This is a genomic window from Rhodopila globiformis (assembly GCF_002937115.1).
GTDB classification, from domain to species: Bacteria; Pseudomonadota; Alphaproteobacteria; order Acetobacterales; family Acetobacteraceae; genus Rhodopila; species Rhodopila globiformis.
In genome coordinates this window covers 1-15301 of record NZ_NHRY01000186.1, presented here as the reverse complement: position 1 = coordinate 15301, position 15301 = coordinate 1, and the positions used below count along the sequence as shown (strand labels likewise).

At 67.2% G+C, this 15301-nt stretch carries 12 protein-coding genes; 7 read left to right on the top strand and 5 right to left on the bottom strand.

Annotated elements, in window-relative coordinates; genetic code table 11:
* Positions 1-329 precede the first annotated feature (329 nt).
* Entirely contained in the window at positions 330-3473 is a 3144-nt protein-coding gene (locus CCS01_RS17290) for an efflux RND transporter permease subunit (RefSeq protein ID WP_239992211.1), read from the top strand.
* Positions 3470-4750: an efflux RND transporter periplasmic adaptor subunit gene (locus tag CCS01_RS17285; protein WP_104520023.1), complete on the top strand. Its 1281-nt coding sequence runs from the start codon at positions 3470-3472 to the stop codon at positions 4748-4750. Before CCS01_RS17290 ends, CCS01_RS17285 begins: the two co-directional genes overlap by 4 nt.
* A gap of 214 nt (positions 4751-4964) precedes the next feature.
* Here the strand turns inward: CCS01_RS17285 and CCS01_RS17280 are convergent, their stop codons facing one another.
* From CCS01_RS17280 to CCS01_RS17270, 3 genes are all read right to left on the bottom strand, one after another.
* Entirely contained in the window at positions 4965-6074 is a 1110-nt protein-coding gene (locus tag CCS01_RS17280) for a TQO small subunit DoxD (protein ID WP_104520022.1), read from the bottom strand.
* Positions 6075-6171: 97 nt separating this feature from the next.
* A complete protein-coding gene (locus CCS01_RS17275) occupies positions 6172-6543 on the bottom strand; it encodes an ArsR/SmtB family transcription factor (RefSeq protein WP_104520021.1) in 372 nt (123 codons plus the stop codon).
* Positions 6543-7226 (bottom strand): peroxiredoxin, encoded by a 684-nt coding sequence (locus CCS01_RS17270; RefSeq protein ID WP_275112930.1) that lies wholly within the window; start codon positions 7224-7226, stop codon positions 6543-6545. Before CCS01_RS17270 ends, CCS01_RS17275 begins: the two co-directional genes overlap by 1 nt.
* A 205-nt stretch (positions 7227-7431) precedes the next feature.
* On the opposite strand from CCS01_RS17270, the gene CCS01_RS17265 reads away from it, so the two are divergent.
* The 3 genes from CCS01_RS17265 (at position 7432) to CCS01_RS17255 (ending at position 10540) form a co-directional block, all read left to right on the top strand.
* Positions 7432-8784 (top strand): NAD(P)/FAD-dependent oxidoreductase, encoded by a 1353-nt coding sequence (locus CCS01_RS17265; protein WP_239992210.1) that lies wholly within the window; start codon positions 7432-7434, stop codon positions 8782-8784.
* 61 nt (positions 8785-8845) lie between these two features.
* Positions 8846-9625, top strand: a complete 780-nt coding sequence (locus CCS01_RS17260) for a sulfite exporter TauE/SafE family protein (RefSeq protein ID WP_104520020.1) — start codon at positions 8846-8848, stop codon at positions 9623-9625.
* A 30-nt stretch (positions 9626-9655) separates the two neighbouring features.
* Positions 9656-10540: an MBL fold metallo-hydrolase gene (locus CCS01_RS17255; RefSeq protein WP_104520019.1), complete on the top strand. Its 885-nt coding sequence runs from the start codon at positions 9656-9658 to the stop codon at positions 10538-10540.
* Positions 10541-11072: 532 nt separating this feature from the next.
* Here CCS01_RS17255 and CCS01_RS32935 read toward each other — a convergent pair.
* A complete protein-coding gene (locus CCS01_RS32935) occupies positions 11073-11501 on the bottom strand; it encodes a hypothetical protein (RefSeq protein WP_146101820.1) in 429 nt (142 codons plus the stop codon).
* 262 nt (positions 11502-11763) lie between these two features.
* On the opposite strand from CCS01_RS32935, the gene CCS01_RS32930 reads away from it, so the two are divergent.
* Both CCS01_RS32930 and CCS01_RS17245 read left to right on the top strand, forming a co-directional pair.
* A complete protein-coding gene (locus CCS01_RS32930; RefSeq protein WP_146101819.1) occupies positions 11764-12420 on the top strand; it encodes a hypothetical protein in 657 nt (218 codons plus the stop codon).
* A 190-nt stretch (positions 12421-12610) separates the two neighbouring features.
* On the top strand, positions 12611-13369 hold the full coding sequence (locus CCS01_RS17245; RefSeq protein WP_104520017.1) for an SDR family oxidoreductase: 759 nt from the start codon (positions 12611-12613) through the stop codon (positions 13367-13369).
* Between the two features lie 340 nt (positions 13370-13709).
* Here the strand turns inward: CCS01_RS17245 and priA are convergent.
* Positions 13710-15301, bottom strand: a 1592-nt coding sequence (gene priA, locus CCS01_RS17240; protein ID WP_104520016.1) for a replication restart helicase PriA, incomplete at its 5' end; no start/stop codon positions are given.

The window sequence follows — 15301 nt, the reverse complement described above, 5'->3', positions numbered from 1 at the left end:
GGCGATGAACTGATCCAAGGGGGCCTCCCGCAATCGTGGTGCTCACCCTCAGCCAAAGAGTCGATCATGCCCGCGTCGGGCAAGTCCAAATCGCGTGTCAAGGACTTTCGAAGTGCGAATCCCCTGGGTCATCGTAAGCGCCAGCTTGCCAAAGACTCATGGCTGCTATACGGCCATCCCGCGATATATCCCGGCCGGAACCAAAAACGGCGCATGCACCTGACCCACCAGAACCACACCAACTCCGGGAGACTGCCGTGACCGAAGCCGCGCCGGCGTCGATCCGCGGGCTCTGTCGCGACGCCGGCTCTGCAGCAGACGGCAGGTCGATTGGGACGGGACGGCGGCGTTGCTTCGTCGTCCTGGCGGTGCTGATCCTGTTCTTCGGCGGCCGCGCCGTGCTGACCACGCCCACCGACGTGTTCCCGAACATCGGCGTCCCCGTGGTTGCCGCGGTCTGGAGCTACAACGGCCTGATGCCCCAGGACATGTCGGGCCGCGTCGTCTATTTCTATGAACGCGCCCTGACCACGGTGGTCAGCAACATCGAGCATATCGAGTCGCAGTCAGTATACGGCTTCGGCGTGGTCAAGGTGTTCTTCCACCCCGGCACCGACATCAACGCCGCGCAGGCGCAGATCGCCGCGGTTTCGCAGACCGTGCTGAAGCAGATGCCCGTCGGCATAACGCCACCGCTGATCCTGGTGTACAACGCCTCCAGCGTGCCGGTCATGAACCTGCAGATTTCCAGCAACAACCTGCCGGTCGAGCGGCTGCAGGATCTCGCCCAGAACTTTCTCCGCCCGTCGCTGATCAAGGTCCAGGGCGCCGCCGTCCCGCTGCCTTATGGCGGCGTTCCCCGCTATGTGCAGGTGGACCTGGACCAGCAGAAACTGCTGGCGCGCGGCCTGTCCGGCTCCGACGTCCTTGCTGCGCTGGGGGAGCAGAACGTCGTCGTTCCCGCCGGCGACCAGAAGATCGGCCAGATCGACTATCTCGTGACCACGAACGCGGCGCCGGTCGAGATTGCCACCTTCAACAACCTGCCGATCAAGCGCGTCAACGGCGCCATCGTCTATCTCCGGGACGTGGCCCATGTGCACAGCGGCGGGCCGCCGCAGGTCAACATGGTGCTCGTCAAGGGGCACCAGGCCGTGCTGCTGCCGGTGCTGAAGACCGGCGACGCCTCCACGCTCGCCGTGGTGGCGGGCATCAAGAAAATGCTGCCCCAGCTTCAGCAGACGCTGCCGGAAGGCGTGAAGATCACCGTGCTGAACGACGCCTCGGTGTTCGTCCGCACCTCGGTGGTCGACGTGGTGCAGGAGATGGCGATCGCTGCGGCGCTGACCGGGATCATGGTGCTGGTTTTCCTGGGCAGCTGGCGGTCCACGCTGATCATCGCGACGTCCATTCCGCTGTCGATTCTCTGCTCCATCCTGGTGCTGTCCTGGCTGGGCCAGACGATCAACGTCATGACCCTGGGCGGCCTGGCGCTGGCCGTCGGCATCCTGGTGGACGATGCCACGGTGATGATCGAGAACATCACCGCCCACCGGGAGCAGGGGCAGAAGCTGCGCGACGCGATCATCGACGCCGCCAACCAGATCGTCGTCCCGACATTCGTTTCCACGCTGTGCATCTGCATCGTCTTCCTGCCGCTGCTCAGCCTGGGCGGCGTGTCCGGCTACCTGTTCCTGCCGCTCGCCGAGGCGATCGTGTTCGCAATGATCGCGTCCTTCATCCTGTCGCGCACGCTGGTGCCGACCATGGCGGCTTATCTGTTGCGCCATGAAAATCTCCATGCCCCGCCCGGGCGCAACCCGTTCAGCCGATTTCGTGTCGGCTTCGAGACAGGGTTCGCCGCGTTCCGCGAAACCTACCGCACGGTGCTGGAATGGGCCGTGCATCACCGCCTGTGGTTCATAACGGGGTTCCTCGCGGCCATGGCCGGGTCGCTGGCCCTGGTCACGGTCCTGGGGCGCGACTTCTTCCCGTCGGTCAACGCCGGCGAGATCGACCTGCACATGCGGGCGCCGGTCGGAACCCGCATCGACCACACCGCGAAGCTCGCCATGCAGGTCGAGCAGGCCATCAGGGACATCCTGCCCGGGAAGGTCGAGTCCATATCCGAGAACATCGGGCTGCCGATCGCCGGGGTGAACCTCGCCTACTCCGATACCGGAACGATCGGCCCCGCCGACGCTGATTTCACCATCACCCTGGCCAGCGCTGACGCCCCGTCCGACCAACTGGCGTTCGCGCTGCGGCGGGAACTGCCGAAGCGGTTCCCTGGCGTGATGTTCAGCCTGCTGCCGGGCGACATCACCGAGAAAATCCTGAATTTCGGCCTGCCGGCGCCGATTGATGTCCAGGTCATCGGTCGCGATCAGCGGGCGAACATGGCCTATGCCGAAAAAATACTGGGCCGGATCAGGCACGTGGTCGGCATTGCCGATGCGCATATCCAGCAGGAATTCGACCAGCCGACGCTGCGGATCGCCGTCAACCGCTCCTACGCCCTGGAAACCCAGATGACCGCGCGCGACGTCGCCCAGAACGCGCTCATCACCCTTTCGGGCAGCGGGCAGGTGCAGCCGAACTACTGGCTCGATACCAGAACCGGCGTTTCCTACCTGATCAATGCGCAGACGCCGCAGCCGCAGATGGACACGACGGGCGACCTGGAAACCACGCCGGTCAGCGGCCCCGATATCGAGGGCACGCAGTTGCTCGGCGCCCTGGGCGTGATCGAGCGCACCGGCAGTCCCGAGGTCGTGTCGCACTACGACATCGCGCCGGTGATCGACATCTACGCCGCCAGCCAGGTCCGCGACGTCGGCGGCGTGTTCGCCGACGTGCAGCGGATCGTTGCGGATACCAAAAAGGACGTGCCGCGCGGATCGCATGTCGAGATCCGCGGCCAGGCGACCCTGCTGTCCAGCGCCTACACGCAACTGATTGGCGGCCTCGGCGTCTCGATCATGCTGGTTTACCTGGTCATCGTCGTGAATTTCCAGAGCTGGCTCGATCCTTTCATCATCATCACGGCGCTGCCTGCCGCCGTCGCCGGCATTGTCTGGAGCCTGTTCGTTACTGACACGACCATCTCGGTCCCGGCGCTGACGGGCGCGATCATGTGCATGGGGACGGCGACCGCGAACTCGATCCTGGTCGTCTCCTTCGCGCGCGAGCGGTTCGCCGAGCATGGCGACGCGGTGCGGGCGGCGGTCGAGGCCGGCTACGCCCGGGTGCGCCCCGTGCTGATGACCGCCCTGGCCATGATCATCGGGATGCTGCCCATGTCGCTGAGCAACACGGAAAATGCGCCGCTGGGCCGCGCTGTCATGGGCGGCCTTGCCCTGGCCACGGTCTCCACGCTGCTGTTCGTCCCCGCGGTGTTCGCCATGTTGCGCGGCCGGGCAGGGGGGATGAACCCGGGTCAGGCGAATGAAGATCGGGAAGCGGCCCAATGATGCCTGACGATGTCAAGGAAGCGGTGCGGCCGGATGCGACGGTCCGCGCCGCCGCCGGGCGCGGAGGCCGGACGCCGCGGGCGATCTACGTCCTGATCGGGCTTGTCGTGGTGCTGATCGGCCTCGTCGTCGCCGAGGGTATTTTCAGGCGGAACAGCATCACCGCGAATCTCGCCCGCGTGACCGAGGCGGAGGCGGTGCCGAACGTCGCGGTGATAACGCCGGAGCGGGGGCCGGCCATGCGGTCGCTCGACCTCCCGGGCAACCTCGCTGCCTGGTACGAAGCGCCGATCTATGGCCAGGTGTCCGGCTACGTCAGCCACTGGTACACCGATTATGGCGCGACGGTGCACAAGGGCGAGGTCCTCGCCACGATCGACACGCCTTACCTCGACGAGCAGCTTGGCAAGGCCAAAGCCAACCTTGCCGTTGCGCAGGCGCGTTATGCGCTCGCCGTGACCACGGCCGAGCGCTGGAAGCGCCTGGTCGGCACGCAGGCGGTTTCGCAGCAGCAGGTCGATGTCTACGTCGCCGACGCCGTTGCGCAAAAGGCCGAGGTCGAGGCGGCGCAATACAACGTCCGGCGGTTCGAGGCGCGCGAGGGCTTCAAGACCCTGGTGGCCCCGTTCGACGGGATCGTGACGGCGCGCAATACCGATGTTGGCGCCTATGTGGATGCGGGCGGCGGGACTGCCAACGGCGACGATGGCGGCGGGCAGGGGCGTCCGCTGGCGCTGTTCCGGGTCGCCGACGTGCACAGGATGCGGATTTTTGTCGCGGTGCCGCAGGAATACGCGATCCACATCAAGCCGGGCATCACAGCCACGGTGTCGCTCGGTCACGGCGCCGGCGAAACGTTCAAGGCGGACGTCGTCACCACGGCGCGGGCGGTCACCCAGGCTTCCCGCACAGTCGTCACCGAACTGAACGCCGGCAACGACAACGGATCGCTCTGGCCCGGCGCCTATGTCACGGTGCATTTCTCGGTGCCCACCGACCCCGGCATCCTCGTCGTGCCCGCGCAGGCGCTGCTGTTCCGGGCGGAGGGCCTGCTGGCCGCCGTGGTCGGGCCGGACAGCAGGATTCACCTGCGGAAAGTTACGGCTGGCCTCAACTTCGGCGTCAAGGTGCAGATCACGACTGGGCTGAATCCCGCCGATCGGCTCGTTGCGAACCCATCGCAGGGCTTGCAGGACGGGGAAGTGGTGCGCGTTGTCGCGGCGCCGCCTGTCTTGGTGCCGACGCCGGCGGCCCGGGACGGGGAGCGGCAGCAGTGATGCCAACCGGCTGTGAGATTGATCGTCTTTCTATCGTCATGGCCGGGCGTGTCCCGGCCATCTGCGCTTCGACGGTGGGGGGTGGATGGCCGGGACATGCCCGGCCATGACGGAGAGGCAACGGACCCGGCCCTGTCTCTCCAAGTCAGCGCCCATGCGGACAAGCCGGGCCAGCTTCTGCCCACGGACCAAGCCGAAATGAACCGCCCGTGGTTCAAGGTTCCCGCTCCCGGCCAGCCACAACGGCCGCAGTGAAACGACGGTTCTCGATATCCGTCAACCGCAACACTTCGCCAGCCGTGCCCGCCAGGGAACGGCTTGGCGACACAGCCGGCGGCAGCGTGATGACGGCCGCCGCGCCCATCCCAGCCGCCAGGCCATACGGTCCAACCTTGAACCGGTTATAGGCAAACTTGTTCCGGATGGCATCCGCCGGCAATGCGGCCAGCGCGGCCGTATCCCAGCTCGCCAGCACGGCGCCATCCTTGCCGAGCAGGTCTGCCCGCATCACATGGGCCGGCGCCTCCGGCGTGCCCGCGTCGAGACAGACGTGAAAGCGGACGCTGTCATCCGGCAGCAGCACCGCGTCACGCAACGCGAAATGGTGCCTGGTCGGACTGATCGGTCCGGAGTGAAAGGCGGTCAACACCGAGCCGCGGTAATAGCTGTAGGTCCCGACGTCGAATCCCACCACTGCGGCCAGCAGCAGAAGCGCCCCCCGCCGGAAGCCGCTATCCGAGACAGGCAGCGGCAAGCTCCCGGCGCACCAGCGGAACCAGTGCCGCCGCGCCAGCTGCGGCGCCCGCCGGAGCCAGAGATTGTCGAGCGAATACGCCCCGCTGCCGGCCAGCAGCAGTGTCGCGCCCATGACCAGGTTGCAGGCGGCCATCGTCCACTCGTCGATGCAGGTGGCGCCCTGCCAGCCAAACGTCAGCATCAGCACGATGGAAAATCCCATCGAGGCGGCCGCGGCCAGGCGCGTCAGCAACCCGGCCATCAACGCGGCCCCGACCACCAGCTCGGCGGCGCTGAACAGGATGATTGCGGCATAGAGCAGCGCGAAATGGTGCAGCAGAAAGGCGATCACGTGGTCGGTGCCAAGCAGCGCCCCCGGCATGGCGGACTGCAGCTTGTTCGCCATCCAGGTCGGCGCATGCGGATCGAGCTTCTCAGGCGCGTAGATGAAGCGCCGCGAACCGCCGCCCCAGTAGATGAAGCCCTGGATGACCCGCACCGGCAACATGGCGATCGCAGCGATGCGCCAGTTGCGCTCGCCAACCGCATCCTGGCCGGAAATGCCCACCGTGCCCGCCGCTGACTGCATTATTCTTTCTCCTGTACGGCGCCCGGAACCCTGGCGCCGGAAAACCCCGCGATTCGGACTGCCGGTCACGCCGGCAGCGATTCGCCCTGGCGGATCATTACGGCGTTTTCACGGTTGCGAACACTGCGGCATATCGCGCGCGCCGCCGCCGCGCGGCAGCCGGGACAGGGGGCGCCGGCAGAGCTGCGCCGCCGAACGCGTGGAGAACGGCTGCCGCAAGCCGCTGCGCCTCCTCCGTCAGGCGATAGAACACCGACCGTGCCTCCCGGCGCGTGGCAACCAGTCCGGCATCCCGCAACGCGGCGAGTTGCTGCGACAGAATGGGTTGACGCAGGCCGAGATCGGCCTCCAGGTCAGCGACGGCGCACTCGCCGGCCATAAGGTGCAGCACGATCCGCAGCCGCGCCGGGTTGGCCAGGACGCGCAGCAGGGCGGCCGAGGCTTCAACGTCGATCGGGTCCGCGGCCATCAGTCCTCCCGCCGCCGGCGCCTGGCTGTGGGCAGCGGGCCGGTGCGGAAGTACCAGTCCGTTCCGGTTTCGCCTTGCCGATACAAAACGTCGCCTGCCGTCAACGGCGGCGGCAGGATCACATCCTGTCCCGGTTGCCAGCCTTCCGGCGTGGAGACGTCGTACGTGTCCGCCACCTGCAGCGCGGCAACGAGACGCAGCAGTTCCCCGACGTTGCGCCCGGTGGTCATCGGATACCAGCTGATCGCACGGATGAGTCCGCTCGGGTCGATTACGAACACCGCGCGCACCATGGCTGCATCGGGCGCGCGCGGCGGGATCATGCCATAGGCGTGGGCGATGGCCATCGAGGGATCCTCTATGACCGGGAACGTGACGGCGATCCCGAACTGGTCATGAATGTTGCGAATCCACGCGAGATGCGAGAACAGGCTGTCCACCGAAAGCGCCAGCAGCTCGCAGCCCAGCGTGCGGAAACGATCGGCGGCACGGGCGAAGGCGACGAATTCGCTGGTGCAAACCGGGGTGAAGTCAGCAGGGTGGGAGAACAGCAGAAGCCATTTGCCACGGTAGTCGGACAGGGCGCGGTCGCCCATCGTCGTGCGCGCGCGGAATTCCGGTGCCGGATCGTGCAGCAGCGGCGGCCCGGCGCGCTGAGGTAATGAATCATTATTCACGAGTATGCCTTGCTCTGCTCGGGGCGGTTCATGCCGGTTGCTCGATCGGACCCGTATATATGGGCGCAACGTCCCGTTTGCACCGCCGCACCTGTGCGCCGGGCGCACAAGAGCGGCAAGATGATGATTTCAAATACACCCACATCAAGGCGGAACCGAGGTTTCGTTTCAAGCTATAGCGATTAAGCTAGATATTTAAGCCACGGACCGCATGTCAGCCAGGGGACCGAACCGAGAGGGCTGTGCCCGGCCCTCGACCGCAGGAGACCGGCTCATGGACGCACCGACTTATAAGAATCTGCCTGGCAGCCCTGATGAACACGCTGCAGCGCCGTTCGCCGAGCGCCATGCGGTGCTCATCGTCGGTGGGGGAGCAGCCGGAATCACCGTGGCGGCCGAGTTGCGCCGCCATCGGCCTGGGCTCTCGGTCGCCATCGTCGAGCCGTCCGATACGCATTCCTATCAGGCCGGCTGGACGTTGGTCGGTGGCGGCGTGTTCACGCTGAAGCAGACGCAGCGGCCCGAGCAAAGCCTGATTCCGTCCGGCGTCACCTGGATCAGGCAGGCCGCCGCCAGCTTCCAACCGGAGGAGAACGCCGTCACCCTCGGCGATGGCCGCCGGATCGGTTACCAGATGCTGGTGGTTTGCCCCGGGCTGCAACTCGACTGGGACAGGGTCGAGGGACTGCCTGAAACGCTGGGACGCAACGGTGTCTGCAGCAACTATTCCGCCTCCAGCGTGGAGTACACGTGGCACTGCATCAATACGTTCCGCGGCGGCTCGGCGCTGTTCACCCAGCCTCCCATGCCAATCAAGTGCGCCGGCGCGCCGCAGAAAATCATGTATCTCGCGGCCGATCGGCTGCGCCAGCGCGGCCTGCTCGCGAACAGCGGCATCGCCTTCTGCCTGGCGGGCGACACGCTGTTCAGCGTCCCCTTCTTCGTGCCGCCCTTGCAGCGGACCGTGGACCAGTATGGCATCGGCGTCCATTACAGGCACGAACTCAAGGCCGTGGACGGCCCGGCACGCACCGCCTTGTTCACCGCCCGTGGCCCGGATGGCGAGGCGAAAGAGGTCGCGCTGCCCTTCGACATGATCCATGTCACGCCGCCGCAGAGCCCGCCCGGCTTCGTCAGGCGCAGCCCGCTCGCGGCCGCAACGGGTTGGGTGGATGTCGATCCCTCGACCTTGCGCCACACGAAATTTTCCAACGTGTTCTCGCTCGGCGATGCCTGCTCGGCGCCCAACGCCAAGACCGCCGCCGCCGTGCGGCTGCAGGCGCCTGTCGTCACCCATAACCTGCTCGCGGCGCTCGACAGTCAGCCCCTGCCGGCATCCTACGATGGCTACGGCTCCTGCCCGCTGACCGTCGCCCTCGGCAAGACCGTGCTCGCCGAGTTCGCCTATGGCGGCAAGGTGACGCCCACGTTCCCGCTCGATCCGCGCGTGCCACGCCGATCGGCCTGGCTGCTGAAGACAAAGTTCCTACCATTTCTTTATTGGAACATAATGCTGAAGGGCAGCGAGTTCGATATCCGCCATCGCGAGCGCCAGTTTGCGTAAGGCGCCGACCCGCCGCAGGATTGTACCGCCGTTCCCCTCAAGCCACGGATAGCCATCCGAAATGCAGGCTGTACTTGCAGTCCTTTCCGGCATACTGGTTGGCTTTTCGCTCGGCCTGATTGGCGGCGGCGGCTCGATCCTCGCGACGCCGCTGCTGCTTTATGTCGTCGGCGTGCGCAATCCGCATGTCGCGATCGGCACGGGCGCGCTCGCCGTCGCGGCCAACGCCTTCGCCAATTTCGTCGCGCATGCCCGCGCCGGTACGGTGCGCTGGCGCAACGCGGCGATCTTCGCCGTGGTCGGCGTGGCCGGCGCTGCCGTCGGCTCCTCGGTCGGCAAGGCGTTCAACGGGCAGCGGCTGCTGTTTCTGTTCGCCATCCTGATGATCGTTGTCGGCATCCTCATGCTGCGCCGCCGCCATGACTCCAAGGCGACAACGGGCCCCGAGCGGATCACCCGGGCGGGCGCGGCGAGGCTTGCCGTTGCCGCCCTTCTCGTCGGCGCGCTGTCCGGGTTCTTCGGCATCGGCGGCGGATTTCTGATCGTTCCCGGACTGATCTATGCCACCGGCATGCCGATGATCAATGCGGTGGGATCGTCGTTGCTGTCAGTCGGCGCGTTCGGCGTCACTACCGCCGCCAATTACGCCCTGTCGGGCCTGGTCGACTGGACGCTCGCCGGCGAATTCATCGGCGGCGGCGTGGTAGGCGGGCTGCTGGGCATGCGTCTCGCGCTGCGCCTGTCCACGCGGCGCAACACACTGACCCGGATCTTCGCCGGCCTGATCTTCCTGGTGGCCGCGTACATGCTTTACCGCAATGCCGCGGCCCTGGGACTCTGATAACGACTGCAATCGGCGGGAACAGCAAGCATGCAGGTGCCAATCGTCAAGGGCTTCTTCGAGAAGCGAACGTACAGTGTGCAATACGTGCTGGCCGATCCGAAGACCCGCCACTGCGCCATCGTCGACCCGGTGCTGGATTTCGACGCCAACGCCGGCGCCACCGCCACCTGGTCCGCCGATGAACTCCTGTCCCATGTGCGGGCGCAGGGATTCACGTTGCAATGGATCCTGGAGACGCACCCGCACGCCGATCACCTTTCCGCCGCCGGTTACCTGAAGGACACGACCGGCGCGCCCACCGCAATCGGTGAGAAGGTCATCGCGGTGCAGAAGCTCTGGAAATCCATCTACAACCTGCCGGACGGCTTCCGCGCCGACGGATCGCAGTGGGACCGCTTGTTCGCCGACAGCGAAACGTTCCATATCGACGAGCTGGCGGTGCGCGTGCTTCTGACGCCTGGCCACACGCCTGCTTCCGTCACCTATGTCGCCGGTGACGCCGCCTTCATCCACGATACGTTGTTCATGCCCGACTACGGCTCCGCCCGCGCGGACTTCCCTGGCGGCGACGCCGTCCAACTGTGGCACAGCATCCGGCGCATTCTGGCGCTGCCCGACGCCACCCGTCTGTTTACCGGCCACGACTACATGCCGGGCGGGCGCGAACCGCGGTGGGAGAGCACGGTGGCGCTGCAGAAATCCGAGAACAAGCATCTGCGGCAGGCAACCACCGAGGCCGCCTTCGTGGCGCTGCGGCACGATCTGGATGCGAAACTGCCGATGCCGAAGTTGCTTCTGCAAGCATTGCAGGTCAACATCGCCGGCGGCCGGCTGCCACCGGCCGAAGCGAATGGCAAGCGTTACCTGAAAGTGCCGCTCGACGTTTTTCCCGGCACGGTCTGGCCATCATAGCGGCACGCAAGGATCGATCCATTGCCCCCACAGCAACGTTCATGTCGGCAAGAGGACCCAGTGGGAGCCTGTTGTTCCGGCACGGCTGTGGCCCGGGGTGCTGCCCGGTGGGGACAACGTGGGTGACGGTGCATTTCTGTTTGCACAGAGAACAACCGGGCATCGCGGAGGGCCTCTGAGGATCAGGGGGACATTGCATGGGCTGGCGCGGTTGTTGCTGTCGTGGCAGGCCGGTTCCGGGCCGGCGCCGTTGTCAGGCACCGGCCGTTCAGCGACGTCACACCGCGCGCAGGAGGTCGCCGCGGCCACCCGCCAGCAGCGACCAGCCGGCGCCATCACCGGTAACATGATCGCTGATCAGCCAGAACCGTATGGCCGCGGTGGCCGGCGAGCGGGCCGACCCCGATCTGCAGATCAACCCGCTGGCCGGGCACGAACTGAATCGAGGGGCAACAGCAAAAGACCTGACGCTCGCCGCCCCGCCGGCGCCATCATCCGGTTTTCCGTCGGCGCGCAGACGCCGCGATCGGCTTCAGGGATCGCCCCGGACTTCGCGTATCTCGGTCTGGAGCTGCTTGATCTGCTTCCACATGATCCACATCTGCTCTTGCAGCGTGCGCAGATCGGCGCGGGTATTCTCGTTGACCCGCTCCACCGCCTCTACCGCGCCCATGTTCACGGCGATGTCGTCACGGATTTTGTTGACGGGGTCCTCCAGCCGTTCCACGCGCTCCATGATGTCGGCGCGGGTTTTGCCCAGTTCTGCCAGGAAGTCGGTCCGCAGGGCCTTCTGTTCGGCCAGGACGTCGGTCCGCAGGCTCTTTTGCTCCGCCTTCAACTGGCCGAGTTCGGCTTCCAACTGGGTTTGCCCGGCCTGCAATTGGGCCTGTCCGGCCTGCAGCTCGGCCTGCCCGGCCTGCAACTGGGTTTGCCCGGCCTCCAACCGAGTCAGCGCCGCCAAGACAAGATTATCGCTCATTCGCATATTCCTGTATGATCCCGGCATTCGCCCAGGATCAGAAGTCAAACTAAGCATAGCGCAACGGTCCGGCAAGACCTTGTTGCTCATGCGGCAAATCGCTTCGGGCGGCCCCGCCAATGCGCCGATCCTGCCCTGTCGCCGGCATCCCGTCCCGCAAATGAAATTTTTCTTGAACTCCAAGGAAACATCACCTATTGTCCACCCGAACAAACATGGAACACTCCAGCCGAAGGTCCACCGCATGTCCCTCCCGGCCACCCTCCCGCAGCCGATCCTGGAGACGATTCTCACCCGTCTGCTGGGCCTGTTCCTCACCGCCGCCGGCGGCGACCCGGAGGCGGCACGGCAGGCCGCCAGCCAGATGCTCGCCGCCTACCATCCGGAAACCGAGGCCGAACTCCACCTCGCCGCCGACATCGTCAGCTTCGGCTTCCATGCGCTGGAGGCGCTCGGCCAGTCGTCGGACCCTGAGCTGAAACTGTCCGCCATCCTACGCCTGCGCGGCAGCGCCGTCAGCCTGAGCCGGGAGGCGCACAAGGCGCAGCGCAAGCTGGACCAGCTCCAGCGCGACCGCCGCGCCGGGGTGGCGCAGCCGGCACCGCAGCCATCCGAACCCGTGCCGAACCCGCCGGAGGTGGACCAGGCGCTGGCGGTGATCGCATGCACGCGCGAGGCGAAGCCGCTACCTGCGCCGGTCAACGACCCGGTCGCAACGGAGGTGAACGAAAGCGCGAGCCAGGCGAAGCAGCACGGCGGCATGAGCTGGTCGCAGCAGTTCCAGCAGCGCATGACCGCGAAGCGCCAGGCCGAGCGGCAGCGGAAGAAGCAGGCCCGGGACGCCGCCCGCCTCGCCGCCACCGCCGCGGCGTCCCCCGGCCTGCAGGCCGCGGCGCTGTAATCTTGTCATCCTGTGCCAGAAGCCGTGGGCCGGCCCGCAAGGTATGCTTCGCTGACCGCGGCGGCGACGCCGATGGCGATTGATGCGGCCCCATCGCCCTGACGCAGCAACCGGCGTCCGGATCGCCTGCGTTTGCCGTCATCCCCGGGCGTGCTTAACTCGCGGCAACGGCATCACCGGGGGAACGGACATGACAAGCCTGGCAGGCAAGATCGCATGGGTCACCGGCGCCGGCTCCGGCATCGGCGAGGCGGCGGCACTGGCCCTGGCGGGCGCCGGCGCGACGGTGGTGCTGACCGGGCGGCGGCGGGAGCCTCTGGAGGACGTCGCCCGCCGCATCAACGCCAACGGGTCGGCGCACGTGCAGCCGGCGGACCTGACCGTGGCCGCCCAGGTGCAGCGCGTCGGGGACCATATCCGCGCCACCTTCAACCAGCTGGACATCCTGGTGAACAACGCCGGCGTGAACATCCTGGAGCGGCACTGGAGCCAGCTGACTCCCGAGCGGATCGACACCCTGCTGCAAGGCAACCTGACCTCGGCGCTGTACTGCGTCAGCGTCGCGCTGCCGTTCATGCGGGCGCAGAAGGACGGGGTGCTGATCCACACCGCCTCGATGGCCGGGCGGTTCATCGGCAACCTCAGCGGGCCGATCTATACGGTTGCCAAGCATGGCGTGGTGGCGATGAGCCACGGGCTGAATATGCAGGAATGCGTCAACGGCATCCGCTCCACGGTGTTCCTGCCCGGCGAGGTGGCGACGCCGATCCTGGACAGGCGGCCGACGCCGGTGAGCGCGGAGGAACGGGCACGGATGGTGCAGCCCGAGGACTGCGGCGACCTGATCCGCTACATCGCCTGCCTGCCGAAGCACGTGGTGATGAACGAGGTGCACCTGTCGCCGACGTGGAACCGCGGCTATGTGGCGGCGTTGGAACGGGGGTTATAACGTCGGGCGGCGTTGGGGTTTGCCGTTTTTCTCTCGTCATGCCGGGTCCCCGGGACATCCGCCATGGGAATCAGGATGAGGCGGCGGATGAAGAAGGATTTGGCGGCCTGGTCCGTTCCCCCTCCGTCATGGCCGGGCCTGTCCCGGCCATCCACCCCCCGCCGTCGAAGCGCAGATGGCCGGGACTGCCGCCCGGCCATGACGGTGAGGGAGAAGCCCTTGCTCCGCCAGTCTGCTTATCCTGATACGCATGGGGCGTGTTCCGGCCATCCGCGCTTCGACGGTGAGAGAACGTCCTGGCCCGGTCAACGGTCGAATTACATGTGGCGGAAACAATACATTACAGGAACGAGATCGGATCCACGTCCACATCCACCCGCGCCCCGGCCGGCACCCGCACCGAGGCCAGCCACGACCGCAAAATCGGCTGCACCGCCATATCCCGCCGCACCTTCAGCAGCAGCCGCCGCCGGTGCCGTCCGCGCAGCAGCGCCATCGGCGCCGGCGCGGGACCCAGCACCAGGACCCCGTCCCCATGCGGCGCCGCCCGCCCCAGGTCCCGCGCCACCGTGTCGGCGAGGATCGCGGTATCGGCGGAGACGATCAACGCCGCCAGCCGCCCGAACGGCGGCCATTCGCCGTCGCGGCGGCTTTCCGCCTCGGTTTCCATGAAGGCATCCAGGTCGCCATCCAGCAGCGCCTGCATCACCGGATGGTCGGGGATGAAGGTCTGCAGCATCACCTGTCCCGGCGCCTCAGCCCGGCCGGCGCGGCCGGCGACCTGGTGCAGCAGCTGCACCGTCCGCTCCGAGGCCCGCAACTCCCCCCCGGCCAGCCCCAGATCGGCATCGACCACGCCGACGAAGGTGAGGTGCGGGAAGTGCCAGCCTTTGGCGACCAGCTGGGTGCCGATGATCAGGTCCACCTCGCGCGCCTCGATCGCGTGCGCGGCGGCGGCGGCGGCGTGCGGGCCGGAGATGGTGTCGCTGGCCATCACCATGCGGCGGGCCTCGGGGAAGACCGCGGCGGCTTCCTCGGTGATGCGCTCGATGCCGGGGCCGACGGGGGTCAGGCTGTCGCGCATGCCGCAGGCGGGACATTCCTCGGGGATCGGCAGGGTGTGGCCGCAATGGTGGCACAGCAGGCGGTGACGGGTGCGGTGCTCGACCAGCCAGGCGGTGCAGTTCGGGCACTGCATGCGGTGGCCGCAGGCGCGGCACAGGGTCAGGGGGGCGTAGCCGCGGCGGTTGAGGAACAGCATCGCCTGCTCCCCGCGTTCCAGCGTCTGCTTCACCGCCTGGATCAGCGGTGGCGCCAGGAAGCGGCCTCGCTCGGCCGGGGTTTCGCGCAGGTCCACCAGGCTGATCTGCGGCAGCCGGGCGCCGGCGTGGCGGGCGGCGAGGCGCAGGTGGGCGTAGCGGCCGGTTTCAACGTTTATCACCGTCTCCAGGCTGGGCGTGGCGGAGACCAGGATGGCGGCGCAGCCGGACAGCCGCGCCCGCACCACCGCCATATCGCGGGCGTTGTAGACCACGCCGTCCTGCTGCTTGAAGGCGGCCTCGTGCTCCTCGTCCACCACCACCAGGCCGAGGTCGGGGAACGGCAGGAACAGCGCCGAGCGGGCGCCGACGACGACCGGCGCCTTGCCCTCGGCCACCGCCTGCCAGGTGATCTTGCGGGTGCGCGACGGCAGGTCGGAGTGCCAGACGGCGGGGGCGACGCCGAAGCGGCGCTCGAACCGTTCGGTCCACTGCGAGGACAGGGCGATCTCCGGCAGCATCACCAGCGCCTGGCGGCCCTGGCGCAGGCAGGTGGCGATGGCCTCCAGATAGACCTCGGTCTTGCCGGAGCCGGTGACGCCGTCCAGCAGCGTGACCGAGAAGGCACGGGCACCGACGGCCGTCTGCAACGCCGCCGCGGCGGGTTGCTGCA

Bases quoted from the DNA above. Each gene is read 5' to 3' on its own strand.
- CCS01_RS17285 (WP_104520023.1), top strand. From the start codon at position 3,470: ATGATGCCTGACGATGTCAAGGAAGCGGTGCGGCCGGATGCGACGGTC.
- CCS01_RS17280 (WP_104520022.1), bottom strand. From the start codon at position 6,074: ATGCAGTCAGCGGCGGGCACGGTGGGCATTTCCGGCCAGGATGCGGTT.
- CCS01_RS17275 (WP_104520021.1), bottom strand. From the start codon at position 6,543: ATGGCCGCGGACCCGATCGACGTTGAAGCCTCGGCCGCCCTGCTGCGC.
- CCS01_RS17265 (WP_239992210.1), top strand. From the start codon at position 7,432: ATGTCAGCCAGGGGACCGAACCGAGAGGGCTGTGCCCGGCCCTCGACC.
- CCS01_RS17260 (WP_104520020.1), top strand. From the start codon at position 8,846: ATGCAGGCTGTACTTGCAGTCCTTTCCGGCATACTGGTTGGCTTTTCG.
- CCS01_RS17255 (WP_104520019.1), top strand. From the start codon at position 9,656: ATGCAGGTGCCAATCGTCAAGGGCTTCTTCGAGAAGCGAACGTACAGT.
- CCS01_RS32930 (WP_146101819.1), top strand. From the start codon at position 11,764: ATGTCCCTCCCGGCCACCCTCCCGCAGCCGATCCTGGAGACGATTCTC.
- CCS01_RS17245 (WP_104520017.1), top strand. From the start codon at position 12,611: ATGACAAGCCTGGCAGGCAAGATCGCATGGGTCACCGGCGCCGGCTCC.